Here is an 11,476-nt window from a genome sequence, read left to right on the forward strand (position 1 = left end):
TGCCGTGCTATTGCACCTCTTTAGTACGTGTTTTGTGCCCTTGCAGCGGCATTGGTCGCAGGGCGGTTGCCTGGCAGGCGCTGGATACTCAATAATCACCCAATTGAGAATGCATGGCAGTTGCCAATGAATCCTGTAGCTATTCACAACTCCAATATCCTCGCCATCGAGGATGATCCGGTCCTCGGTGCCTATCTGCACGAAGAGCTGCAGCGCGGCGGCTTCCAGGTGACTTGGTGCCGCAACGGCCTGGAGGGCCTTGAAACGGCGGGACGCCATGCTTTCGACGTGGTGCTCATGGACATCCTGCTGCCCGGGCTAAACGGCCTGGATGCCCTGGCGCAGTTGCGCAAGCGCAGCGCCACGCCGGTGATCCTGATGTCGGCGCTAGGTGCCGAAGCCGACCGCATCAGCGGCTTCCAGCGTGGTGCCGACGACTACCTGCCCAAGCCGTTCAGCATGGCAGAGCTGCGGGTGCGCATCGAGGCTATCCTGCGCCGTGTGGCCCTCGAGCGGCGCCATCACGCCCCGCAGGTGCAGGAAGGCGGTGGCGAGTTGCAATATGACGAGGCGCTGTGCGACGTGCGCCTGGATGGCCACCTGGCCGGCCTGACACCCAGCGAATACCGCCTGCTCGACATTCTCAACCGCAACCTCGACGAAGTCCTGAGCAAGCCGTTCCTTTACCAGCAAGTGCTACAACGAGGCTATTCGCGGCATGACCGCAGCCTGGACATGCACGTCAGCCAGATACGCCGCAAGCTCAAGGGCATCGGCTATCACGAACGGCAGATCCGTACCGTGTGGGGCAAGGGCTACGTGCTCAGCGCCAGCGAGGCGGAGTAACCCATGCTCGACCGCCATTCGCTGTTCTGGAAGCTGGCGATCCTGCTGGTGGGCTTCTGCCTGCTGATGATCGGCCTCAGTTACACCTGGGGTCGGCACATGGAGACCCAGAACGCCTTCCTTTCGGAGCCGGCGCGGCAGGCTTTGCGTGGCTATGCCGCCGAGGCAGAGCAGGCATGGCGCAGTGGTGGGCGGGCAGGGCTGGACCGCTGGGTGGCGACGATGCACCAGCGCGAACGCGGCTGGGTTGGCGTGCTCGACCTGAACCTGCGGCCGCTCGACAGCGCCAGCCTCGACCCGCAGATCATGCAGCGGTTGACCCGCCTGCGCGGTGTCGACTGGCCGATGAGCCGGCGCAGTGTCGACCAGCCTTGGTTGCGCATACCGTTCCCGGGGGCACCGGAGCAGGGCATGTTGGTGATCGAACTGCCGCAGCGCTTCAACCCCGGCCAGTACCGGATGCTGTGGCGTATCGTCACCAACGGCATTATCCCGGGTCTGTTCACCCTGCTGTTGTGTGTTGGCCTTTATCGCATGCTGATCGTGCCGTTGAACCAATTGCGCGAGCAGGCCAATGCCTGGCGCGCCGACCAGTTGTCGGCTCGCCTGGACTCACGCACCATCGCCCGGCATGACGAGCTGGGTGAACTGGCCCGTGCCTTCGACCAGATGGCCGAGCGGCTGCAGGGCACGGTAGCCATGCAGCAGCAGTTGCTGCGTGATCTGTCTCACGAAATGCGTACGCCACTCAGCCGGCTGCGGGTGGCCTGCGATGGCGAAACCGACCTGCTGCGCCTGCGTGAACGCCTGGCGCGGGAGGTGGACTGCATGCAGCAGTTGGTCGAGGATACCCTGCAACTGGCCTGGCAGGACGCCGAACGTGCGCCGATGAACCTTGAGCCGATCGAGGTGCAGGCGCTGTGGGAGCTGCTGGCCGAGAATGCCAGGTACGAAAGCGGCTGGGCACCGGCGCGGCTGCGCTGCGAAGTGCCGGCGGACTGCTGGGTGCAGGGCAACCTGAACTACCTGGCCCAGGCGCTGGAGAACATGTTGCGCAATGCCATTCGTCACTCGCCGGCCGAGGGTGTGGTGCGCCTCGGTGGGCAGCGTGAAGGCGAGTATTGGCGGTTGTGGCTGGAAGACGAAGGCGGTGGCGTGGCTGAAGAAGACCTGGAGCGGATCTTTGCACCGTTCTCACGGCTGGACGGTTCGCGGCCCGGGGATGGTGGTTTCGGCCTGGGGCTGAGCATCGCCCGCAGTGCCATCCAGCGTCAGGGTGGCACCTTGTGGGCGCAGAATGGCAAACGCGGGCTGCGGTTGTGGATGCGCTTGCCAATACATGTCCCGGCCCCTTCGCGGGTGAACCCGCTCCCACAGGTTCATCACTACTCTTGAGGCTAGTGGAGTCCCTGTGGGAGCGGGTTCACCCGCGAAAGGGCCGGAACAGGCTATCGATATAGCTTGTAGCTATATTCATCACAGATTGCGTGATATGGCCGGGAAGGGTTTGCCGGTATGATAGGCACCCCTGCCGTCCGGATTGTGAAATACGCCATGACCTTGCAGTACCCAACCATCGCCGATTGCGTCGGCAATACGCCCCTGGTTCGCCTGCAGCGTATCGCTGGCGAAACCAGCAACACCCTCCTGCTCAAGCTCGAAGGTAACAATCCCGCCGGCTCGGTGAAGGACCGCCCGGCATTGTCGATGATCACCCGCGCCGAACTGCGCGGCCAGATCAAGCCCGGCGATACCCTGATCGAAGCCACCTCCGGCAACACCGGCATCGCCCTGGCGATGGCTGCGGCGATCAAGGGCTACAAGATGATCCTGATCATGCCTGACAATTCCACCGCCGAGCGCAAAGCCGCCATGACCGCCTACGGCGCCGAGCTGATCCTGGTGACCAAGGAAGAGGGTATGGAGGGCGCCCGTGACCTGGCCGAGAAGCTGCAGGCCGAAGGCCGCGGCCTGGTGCTGGACCAGTTCGCCAATGGCGACAACCCCATCGCCCACTACAACAGCACCGGCCCCGAGATCTGGCAGCAGACCCAGGGCACCATCACCCATTTCGTCAGCTCCATGGGTACCACCGGTACCATCATGGGCTGCTCGCAGTACCTCAAGGAACAAAACCCGGCGGTGCAGATCATTGGCCTGCAACCAATGGAGGGCTCGGCAATTCCGGGCATCCGCCGCTGGCCCGAGGAATACCTGCCGAAAATCTTCGACGCCAGCCGTGTCGACCGCGTGGTCGACATGTCGCAGCAGGAAGCCGAGGAAACCACCCGCCGCCTTGCCCGTGAAGAGGGCATTTTCTGCGGCGTGTCTTCCGGTGGTGCAGTCGCGGCCATGCTGCGCCTGTCCCGCGAGGTGGAAAATGCCACGATGGTCGCGATCATCTGCGACCGCGGCGACCGTTACCTGTCCACCGGCCTGTTCGACCCGAGCTAAATGTCAAAGAAAAAAAGCAACAGCGGCCTGCGCTTCCAGCCGGCTGGCGGCAACCGCAGCCCCCAGGTCCCGGTGGGCAAGAAGCAGCGCCTGGAAATCGAGCGCCTGGCCGGTGACGGCCGGGGCATTGCCTTCCACGAAGGGCGCACCTGGTTCGTCAGCGGCGCCCTGGCCGGTGAGGCCGTCGAGGCGCGGGTGCTCAATGCCCGTGGCAAAGTGGTCGAGGCCCGCCTGGAGCGCCTGCTGCAGGCCAGCCCCGAACGCCGTCAGGCACCGTGCCGGCATTACGAGCGTTGCGGAGGCTGCAACCTGCAGCACCTGCCGCACGAAGCGCAGCTGGCGCTCAAGCAGCGCACCCTGGCAGAGCAGCTGCAGCGGGTGGCCGGCGTGCAGCCCGAGGAATGGGCCGCACCGCTGAGTGGGCCGGAGTTCGGCTACCGGCGCCGCGCCCGCGTGGCCGTGCGCTGGGACGCCAAGGCGCGTCAGCTGGAGGTCGGCTTCCGTGCCGAAGCCAGCCAGGACATCATTGCCATCGACGATTGCGCGGTGCTGGTACAGCCCTTGCAGTCGATTCTGCGCCATTTACCGACCGTGCTGCGCTCGCTGAGCAAGCCGCAGGCGCTGGGCCATGTGGAACTGTTCAGCGGTACTGCCGAGGCGCTGCTGGTGCGCCATGTCGCGCCGTTGCCCGCCGAAGACCTGGCCAGGCTGCAGGCGTTCTGCGAACAGGCCAATGCCCAGTTGTGGCTGCAGGGCGAAGGGGAGCCGGCGCCAGTGGACCCGGCCGCGCAGCTGGGCTTTGCCTTGGCGCCCTGGCAGTTGGAACTGGCCTGGCGCCCAGGTGACTTCGTACAGGTAAATGCCCAGGTCAACACGGCAATGATAGAGCAGGCGCTGGCCTGGCTCGCACCGCAGGCCGACGAGCGCGTGCTGGACCTGTTCTGCGGCCTGGGCAACTTCGCCCTGCCACTGGCCCGGCAGGCGCGCGAGGTAGTGGCAGTGGAAGGAGTGCAGGCCATGGTCGATCGGGCCGCGGCCAATGCCCGGAACAACAATGTGCATAACGCACGGTTTTTTCAGGCCGATTTATCGCAGCCTTTGGCGGGTGCCGGATGGGCCGCCGAGGGCTTTTCTGCGGTACTCTTGGATCCACCGCGCGACGGTGCTTTCGAGGTGGTGCAAGGCATCGCCCGCCTCAAGGCCAGAAGGCTGGTCTATGTATCGTGCAACCCGGCCACGCTGGCGCGAGACGCGCAGGTGCTGGTCGGCCAGGGGTACCGGTTAAAAAGGGCCGGGATTCTCGACATGTTTCCTCAGACGGCGCATGTCGAGGCCATGGCGTTATTCGAAGCGGGCTAGCTGACTGGCCCCTTGGTGCGGCTTTCATGGAATGGTGGCCGCACGGTGATCGCCAGCGCACCCGTGTGGTGTGCTGTATGGAAAGGTAAAACAAAGATGGTACAGGTGAGAGTGCACCAGCCGGTCAACACCGACGGCAGTATCAATCTCGAAGCATGGTTGGACCATGTGGTAAGCGTCGATTCGGCACTGGATCGCGCAGCGCTGAAAGAGGCCTGCGAGTTTGCCCATGAAGTCGAGAAAAAGGGCAACCCGGCCAAGCATTCCTGGGCGGACGGTACGTCCAGCTTCCAGGCGGGCCTTGAGATCGCGGAAATCCTAGCCGACCTCAAGCTCGACCAGGATTCCCTGGTGGCGGCGGTCATCTACCGCTCGGTGCGCGAGGGCAAGGTGACGCTGGCCGAGGTCAGCCAGCGCTTTGGCCCGGTAGTGTCCAAGCTGATCGACGGTGTGCTGCGCATGGCCGCCATCAGCGCCAGCCTCAGCCCGCGCCAATCGCTGGTGCTGGGCTCGCAGGCGCAGGTCGAGAACCTGCGCAAGATGCTCGTGGCCATGGTCGACGACGTGCGCGTGGCGCTGATCAAGCTGGCCGAGCGCACCTGCGCGATCCGTGCGGTGAAGGCCGCCGACGACGAGAAACGCCTGCGTGTCGCGCGCGAGGTGTTCGATATCTATGCGCCGCTGGCGCACCGCCTGGGTATCGGCCACATCAAGTGGGAGTTGGAAGACCTTTCCTTCCGCTACCTCGAACCCGACCAGTACAAACAGATCGCCAAGCTGCTGCACGAGCGCCGGTTGGACCGCGAGCGGTTCATCAGCGAGGTTATGAACCAGCTGCAGAACGAGCTGCTGGCCACTGGCGTCAAGGCCGACATCAGCGGCCGGGCGAAACATATCTATTCGATCTGGCGCAAGATGCAGCGCAAAGGCCTGGAATTCAGCCAGATCTACGACGTGCGCGCGGTACGCGTGCTGGTGCCGGAAATTCGCGACTGCTACACCGCGTTGGGCATCGTGCATACCCTGTGGCGGCATATCCCCAAGGAGTTCGACGATTACATCGCCAACCCCAAGGAGAACGGCTATCGCTCCCTGCACACCGCGGTGATCGGCCCCGAGGGCAAGGTGCTGGAAGTGCAGATCCGTACCCACGGCATGCACGAGGAAGCCGAGCTTGGGGTATGTGCCCACTGGCGCTACAAGGGCACCGACGTCAAGTCCAGTTCCAACCATTACGAAGAGAAGATCTCCTGGCTGCGCCAGGTGCTGGAGTGGCACGAAGAGCTGGGCGACATCGGTGGCCTGGCCGAGCAGCTGCGGGTCGACATCGAGCCGGACCGGGTCTATGTGTTCACCCCGGACGGCCACGCCATCGACTTGCCAAAAGGTGCCACGCCGCTGGACTTCGCCTACCGCGTGCACACCGAAATCGGCCACAACTGCCGCGGCGCCAAGATCAACGGGCGCATCGTGCCGCTCAACTACAGCCTGCAGACCGGCGAGCAGGTCGAGATCATTACCAGCAAGCACGGCAATCCCAGCCGTGACTGGTTGAACTCCAACCTGGGCTACGTCACTACCTCGCGGGCACGGGCCAAGATCGTACACTGGTTCAAGCTGCAGGCACGCGATCAGAACGTCGCTGCCGGCAAGACCTTGCTCGAACGCGAGCTCAGCCGCCTGGGCCTGCCGCAGGTGGATTTCGAGCGCCTGGCCGAGAAGACCAACGTCAAGACCGCCGAGGACATGTTCGCCTCGCTCGGTGCCGGCGACCTGCGCCTGGCGCACCTGGTCAACGCCGCCCAGCAGCTGCTTGAGCCCGAGCGCATCGAGCAGATCGAACTGGTACCGCGCAAGCCTACCGGGCCGCGTACCGGCAAGCGTGGCGACATCCAGATCCAGGGTGTCGGCAACCTGCTGACGCAGATGGCCGGTTGCTGCCAGCCGCTGCCTGGCGACGCCATCGTCGGCTACATCACTCAGGGCCGCGGTGTGAGCATCCACCGCCAGGACTGCGCTTCGGTGCTGCAGTTGGCGGGCAAGGAACCGGAGCGCATGATCCAGGTAAGCTGGGGGCCGATCCCGGTGCAGACCTACCCGGTCGACATCGTCATCCGTGCCTACGACCGCCCGGGCTTGCTGCGCGATGTGTCGCAAGTGCTGCTGAACGAAAAGATCAACGTGCTGGCGGTGAACACCCGCTCGAATAAGGAAGACAACACCGCGCTGATGTCGCTGACCATCGAGATTCCAGGCCTGGATGCGCTGGGGCGCCTGCTTGGGCGGATCTCGCAGTTGCCCAACATCATCGAGACGCGGCGTAATCGTACACCTTGAGACTGCGGTGCCTGCTTCGCGGGCTTGCCTGCTCCCATAGGCAAGATGCAGATTTCGAAACCTGCATGCATCCTGTGGGAGCGGGCAAGCCCGCGAAGAAGCCACCACCGAAGGACCTGCCTGAATGACCTACACCCTCGAAGACCTGCTGCACCTCATGGCCCGCCTGCGCGACCCGCAGTACGGCTGCCCGTGGGACCTGAAGCAGAACTACGCGAGCATCGTCCCGCACACCATCGAAGAGGCCTACGAGGTTGCCGATACCATCGAGCGTGGCGACTTCGAGCACCTGCAAGGTGAGCTGGGCGACCTGCTGTTCCAGGTGGTCTACTACAGCCAGCTGGCCCGCGAGGAGGGGCGTTTCGAGTTCGACGGCGTGGTCGACAGCATCACCCGCAAGCTCATTCGCCGTCACCCGCATGTATTCCCCACCGGCGAGCTGTATGCGCCGGTGGACACCCCCAGCCTGAACGAGGCCCAGGTCAAGTCACGCTGGGAAGAAATCAAGGCTGAAGAGCGCGCGGAAAAGAGCCAGCCCGAACAGCTGTCGTTGCTCGACGACGTACCAGCGGCATTGCCGGCGTTGTCGCGGGCAGCCAAACTGCAAAAGCGCGCAGCCACGGTTGGTTTCGACTGGCCCGCGGCATTGCCGGTGCTGGACAAGGTGCGCGAAGAGCTGGACGAAGTGCTGCAGGCCATGGCCGACGGCGATGCCGATGCGCTCGAGGATGAAATCGGCGACCTGCTGTTTGCCGCCGTCAACCTGGCCCGCCACCTCAAGCATGACCCGGAACACGCCCTGCGCCGTGCCAATCGCAAGTTCGAGCGGCGTTTCCGCTTCATCGAACAGGCATTGCGCGACAGTGGCCGCCCCATCGAAGATTGTAACCTTGATGAACTGGATGCCCTTTGGGGTGAAGCCAAACGTCAGGAAAAGAACCTGCCCAGCTGCGGCTGAGCTGTTGCATAAGTGAGTGAACATTCATGAGCCTTTCCCTTCGCGACCAACTGCTCAAAGCCGGTCTGGTCAACCAGAAACAGGTTTCCCAGGCCAACAAGGCCGAGAAGAAACAGAAACGCCTGGAGCACAAAGGCCAGGTCGAGGTGGACGACAGCCAGCAGCGCATGGCCAAGGAAGCCATGGCCGAGAAGGCCAAGCGTGACCAGGAACTGAACCGCCAGCAGCAGGAAAAAGCCGAGCAGAAGGCCCGCGCGGCGCAGATCAAGCAGTTGATCGAAGCGACTCGCCTGCCGAAGCTGAGCACCGAGGACTACTACAACTTCGTCGACGACAAGAAGGTCAAGCGCATTGCCGTCAATGCTCTGATGCGGACCAAGCTGAGCAATGGTGCGCTGGCCGTGGTGTCGTTTGCCGGCGGCTATGAGGTGATCCCTCGTGAGGCGGCATTGAAGATCCAGGAGCGCGACCCTGGCCGTGTCCTGCTGCTGAACACCCATGTCGAGGAAGCGGACGAGGACGACCCGTACGCAGCCTACAAGATCCCTGATGATCTGATGTGGTAACCACGAAAAACCCCGCCTTGGCGGGGTTTTTCATTTGAAGATGGGTCATTGCGTGGCGCGCTGGTTTTCCAGGTTTTCCAGCTCTGTACGGTACTGATGCGCTTCATGTTCGTTGTGGAACATCCCCACCAGTTGGCCCTGTTGGTGCACATCCCAGATCCGCACACCAGCGGCCAGGCCTTCGTGGGACATTTTCGATTCGTCGCGTTCGGTTACTTGGACTGTCATCGTTAAACTCCACTGTTTCAGTTGGCTGCGACACTGTGTCGCACAACCTCTTTATAGAGTTTGTTAGCAGGCTAAGTAAATAAAACCGGCATGAAACAAGTTTCATGGAAGCCGGAGCGCAATCAAAAAAAGCCCCGCACAAGGCGGGGCTTCGGGTACTGCTGGCAGCGCTGGCTCAGTTGCCCTTCACCGGCTTGCCATCGACCGTGCCATCCTGCAGCACGATCACGTATTCCTTGCCATCGGTCTCGACCTGGCGCAGTTGCACCAGCAGGTAGTCCCAGTTCTTGGCGAACCACAGCTCGGTGATGCGCTTGCTCTGGCTTGGGGCGCGCACGCGCTCGACCTTCACCGCATCGACCTGGCCAGTCTTGGTAGTGACCTTTTCGGTGCCCAGCACGCGGAAGTCGTAGGTGTCGATCTCGTCACCATCGACCACCTGGTAGGTCATGCTCTTCTTGCCGGCGGCCAAGTCATGTTGCAGGGCCAACTGGTAGGACGACTTGTCCAGCACACCACGGTTCAGCGGCAGGTTGATGGCATCGCCACGGTCGCTGCCGGTGACCTTTTTGCTGTTCCAGTCGAAAGTCAGGTCGACCTTCTTGGCCTTGCCCAGGCCACCGCGCTCGAAGTGGTACTTCTGTGGCAGCAGGGTGTCGTTGTCCATGCGCAGGGTGCTTTGCTCGGTCAGGCTGGCGATCATCATGGAAGCCTTGAAATTAAGGTCCCAGGTACCGTTGGCATTCTTGACCAGGCTGCGCTCGGCGGTGCCGCTCATGGGCAGTTGCTTCCAGTCTGCGGTATAGCTGGCCGAGAAAGGCTTCAGATCAGCTGCCTGGAGGGGCAGGGCGAGCACGGCGAGAGCCAAGAGCAGGGCGCGACGCATAAATTCTCCTAGGATCGAATCAAGTGACCGCTGGCCGCCAGTGGCTGGCCATCCAGTAATGCACCCTGTTCGCCAAGACGCAAGCGCCCTTCGGCGAACCAGCGCACCGCCAGCGGGTAAATCAGGTGTTCCTGGCGGTGTACCCGCTGGGCCAGGCTTTCGACGGTGTCGTCAGGCACCACCGGCACCACAGCCTGTACGACCAGAGGGCCGCCATCGAGTTCCTCAGTCACGAAGTGTACGCTGCAGCCGTGCTCGCCGTCGCCTGCCTCCAGCGCCCGACGGTGGGTATGCAAGCCCTTGTACTTGGGCAGCAGCGACGGGTGGATGTTGAGCAGGCGGCCCTGGTAGTGGCGCACGAAGTCGCCACTGAGGATGCGCATGAAACCGGCCAGCACCACCAGGTCGGGGGCGAAACCGTCGATGCGCGCCATCAGCGCGGCATCGAAGGCTTCACGGCCGTCGAACTGGGTGTGCTCGAGCACGACGCTGTCTATGCCGGCCGCCGCGGCGCGTTGCAGGCCGTAGGCATCGGCGCGGTTGGAAACCACTGCACGGATGCGCACCGGGCTGTCCTGGCCTTGGCAGCTGTCGATCAGGGCTTGCAGGTTGCTGCCGGAGCCCGACAGCAGTACCACTACATTGCAGGTCTTGCTTGGCATCAGTGTGCCTTGAGGTTTTGCAGCTCGACCTGGGCAGCGCCTTCGGCGGCTTCGGCGATGTGGCCGATCACCCATGGCTGCTCGCCAGCGGCGCGCAGTTCGTTCAGGGCTGCTTCTACCTGGTCCTGGGCCACGCAGATGACCATGCCGACGCCGCAGTTCAGCACGCGGTGCATTTCATGCTCGTCGACGTTGCCTTTTTCCTGCAGGAAGTCGAATACCGCCGGGCGCTGCCAGCTGGCCACGTCGATGACCGCCTGGGCGTTGGCCGGCAGTACGCGCGGGATGTTGTCCAGCAGGCCGCCACCGGTGATGTGGGCCATGGCCTTGACCGCGCCGGTGTTCTTGATCAGTTGCAGCAGCGGCTTGACGTAGATGCGGGTCGGCGCCATCAGCAGGTCGGTCAGCGGCTTGCCGTCCAGCTGGGTGTTCTCGATGTCGGTGGCGGACACTTCGAGGATCTTGCGGATCAGCGAGTAGCCGTTGGAGTGCGGTCCCGAGGACGGCAGGGCGATCAGTGCGTCGCCGGTGGCAACCTTGGAGCCGTCGATGATCTCGGCCTTTTCCACCACGCCGACGCAGAAGCCGGCCAGATCGTAGTCTTCGCCTTCGTACATGCCAGGCATTTCGGCGGTTTCACCACCGACCAGCGAGCAGCCGGCCAGTTCGCAGCCGGCACCGATGCCGGTGACCACGGTGGCGGCCACGTCGACGTTCAGTTTGCCGGTGGCATAGTAGTCGAGGAAGAACAATGGCTCGGCGCCGCACACTACCAGGTCGTTGACGCACATGGCGACCAGGTCCTGGCCGATGCTGTCGTGCTTGTTCAGGTTCAGTGCCAGACGCAGCTTGGTGCCGACGCCGTCGGTGCCGGAGACCAGCACCGGCTGCTTGTAGCCGGCCGGGATCTCGCAGAGGGCGCCGAAGCCGCCCAGGCCACCCATGACTTCAGGGCGTGCGGTGCGTTTTGCCACGCCCTTGATGCGTTCGACCAGTGCTTCGCCGGCGTCGATGTCTACACCGGCGTCCTTGTAGCTCAGGGAGGGTTGCTTGCTCATTGATCCAGGCCTTTAGGAGGGAGGGATTCTTAAAAACGACCATGACGGCCAAGGCCGGCTGGTAAGCGGCGGCTGCCTGAAACGTCAGTGGTCTGTGAAGGCGCGCGATTTTATCAGGGTTG

At 63.3% G+C, this 11,476-nt stretch carries 11 protein-coding genes; 7 read left to right on the plus strand and 4 right to left on the minus strand.

Annotated features, from left to right (window positions below; genetic code table 11):
• Nucleotides 1–126: 126 nt before the first annotated feature.
• The 7 genes from QN085_RS06110 to QN085_RS06140 all read left to right on the plus strand — a co-directional run bounded on the left by QN085_RS06110 (nucleotide 127) and on the right by QN085_RS06140 (nucleotide 8,520).
• On the plus strand, nucleotides 127–846 hold the full coding sequence (locus QN085_RS06110; RefSeq protein WP_024086407.1) for a response regulator transcription factor: 720 nt from the start codon (nucleotides 127–129) through the stop codon (nucleotides 844–846).
• Nucleotides 847–849: 3 nt separating this feature from the next.
• The gene (locus QN085_RS06115; protein WP_013971357.1) at nucleotides 850–2,241 is read left to right on the plus strand and encodes a sensor histidine kinase; all 1,392 of its coding nucleotides are present in this window, start codon (nucleotides 850–852) and stop codon (nucleotides 2,239–2,241) included.
• Nucleotides 2,242–2,400: 159 nt separating this feature from the next.
• On the plus strand, nucleotides 2,401–3,300 hold the full coding sequence (cysM, locus tag QN085_RS06120) for a cysteine synthase CysM (RefSeq protein WP_023662461.1): 900 nt from the start codon (nucleotides 2,401–2,403) through the stop codon (nucleotides 3,298–3,300).
• The gene (gene rlmD, locus QN085_RS06125) at nucleotides 3,301–4,659 is read left to right on the plus strand and encodes a 23S rRNA (uracil(1939)-C(5))-methyltransferase RlmD (RefSeq protein ID WP_085665681.1); all 1,359 of its coding nucleotides are present in this window, start codon (nucleotides 3,301–3,303) and stop codon (nucleotides 4,657–4,659) included.
• A gap of 96 nt (nucleotides 4,660–4,755) precedes the next feature.
• Nucleotides 4,756–6,996 carry a GTP diphosphokinase gene (gene relA / locus QN085_RS06130; RefSeq protein WP_015269231.1) on the plus strand — a complete coding sequence of 747 codons (2,241 nt, stop codon included), beginning with the start codon at nucleotides 4,756–4,758 and terminating at the stop codon, nucleotides 6,994–6,996.
• Nucleotides 6,997–7,120: 124 nt separating this feature from the next.
• The gene (mazG, locus tag QN085_RS06135; protein WP_013971361.1) at nucleotides 7,121–7,954 is read left to right on the plus strand and encodes a nucleoside triphosphate pyrophosphohydrolase; all 834 of its coding nucleotides are present in this window, start codon (nucleotides 7,121–7,123) and stop codon (nucleotides 7,952–7,954) included.
• 26 nt (nucleotides 7,955–7,980) lie between these two features.
• Nucleotides 7,981–8,520, plus strand: a complete 540-nt coding sequence (locus QN085_RS06140; RefSeq protein ID WP_013971362.1) for a DUF2058 domain-containing protein — start codon at nucleotides 7,981–7,983, stop codon at nucleotides 8,518–8,520.
• 45 nt (nucleotides 8,521–8,565) lie between these two features.
• Here the strand turns inward: QN085_RS06140 and QN085_RS06145 are convergent, their stop codons facing one another.
• From QN085_RS06145 to purM, 4 genes are all read right to left on the minus strand, one after another.
• Entirely contained in the window at nucleotides 8,566–8,748 is a 183-nt protein-coding gene (locus tag QN085_RS06145) for a hypothetical protein (RefSeq protein WP_003257734.1), read from the minus strand.
• Between the two features lie 175 nt (nucleotides 8,749–8,923).
• The gene (locus QN085_RS06150; protein ID WP_196183967.1) at nucleotides 8,924–9,634 is read right to left on the minus strand and encodes a DUF3108 domain-containing protein; all 711 of its coding nucleotides are present in this window, start codon (nucleotides 9,632–9,634) and stop codon (nucleotides 8,924–8,926) included.
• Between the two features lie 8 nt (nucleotides 9,635–9,642).
• Complete coding sequence (gene purN, locus QN085_RS06155; RefSeq protein WP_013971365.1) at nucleotides 9,643–10,296, minus strand: phosphoribosylglycinamide formyltransferase; 654 nt, start codon at nucleotides 10,294–10,296, stop codon at nucleotides 9,643–9,645.
• Nucleotides 10,296–11,354: a phosphoribosylformylglycinamidine cyclo-ligase gene (purM, locus tag QN085_RS06160; RefSeq protein WP_013971366.1), complete on the minus strand. Its 1,059-nt coding sequence runs from the start codon at nucleotides 11,352–11,354 to the stop codon at nucleotides 10,296–10,298. Before purM ends, purN begins: the two co-directional genes overlap by 1 nt.
• Between the last annotated feature and the right edge of the window lie 122 nt (nucleotides 11,355–11,476).

Source organism: Pseudomonas sp. M2(2023) (genome assembly GCF_030263955.1).
GTDB lineage: Bacteria > Pseudomonadota > Gammaproteobacteria > Pseudomonadales > Pseudomonadaceae > Aquipseudomonas > Aquipseudomonas asiatica.

Coding starts and splice junctions, on each gene's coding strand:
- QN085_RS06110 (WP_024086407.1), top strand. CDS start 127: ATGAATCCTGTAGCTATTCACAACTCCAATATCCTCGCCATCGAGGAT.
- QN085_RS06115 (WP_013971357.1), top strand. CDS start 850: ATGCTCGACCGCCATTCGCTGTTCTGGAAGCTGGCGATCCTGCTGGTG.
- cysM (WP_023662461.1), top strand. CDS start 2,401: ATGACCTTGCAGTACCCAACCATCGCCGATTGCGTCGGCAATACGCCC.
- rlmD (WP_085665681.1), top strand. CDS start 3,301: ATGTCAAAGAAAAAAAGCAACAGCGGCCTGCGCTTCCAGCCGGCTGGC.
- relA (WP_015269231.1), top strand. CDS start 4,756: ATGGTACAGGTGAGAGTGCACCAGCCGGTCAACACCGACGGCAGTATC.
- mazG (WP_013971361.1), top strand. CDS start 7,121: ATGACCTACACCCTCGAAGACCTGCTGCACCTCATGGCCCGCCTGCGC.
- QN085_RS06140 (WP_013971362.1), top strand. CDS start 7,981: ATGAGCCTTTCCCTTCGCGACCAACTGCTCAAAGCCGGTCTGGTCAAC.
- QN085_RS06145 (WP_003257734.1), bottom strand. CDS start 8,748: ATGACAGTCCAAGTAACCGAACGCGACGAATCGAAAATGTCCCACGAA.
- QN085_RS06150 (WP_196183967.1), bottom strand. CDS start 9,634: ATGCGTCGCGCCCTGCTCTTGGCTCTCGCCGTGCTCGCCCTGCCCCTC.
- purN (WP_013971365.1), bottom strand. CDS start 10,296: ATGCCAAGCAAGACCTGCAATGTAGTGGTACTGCTGTCGGGCTCCGGC.
- purM (WP_013971366.1), bottom strand. CDS start 11,354: ATGAGCAAGCAACCCTCCCTGAGCTACAAGGACGCCGGTGTAGACATC.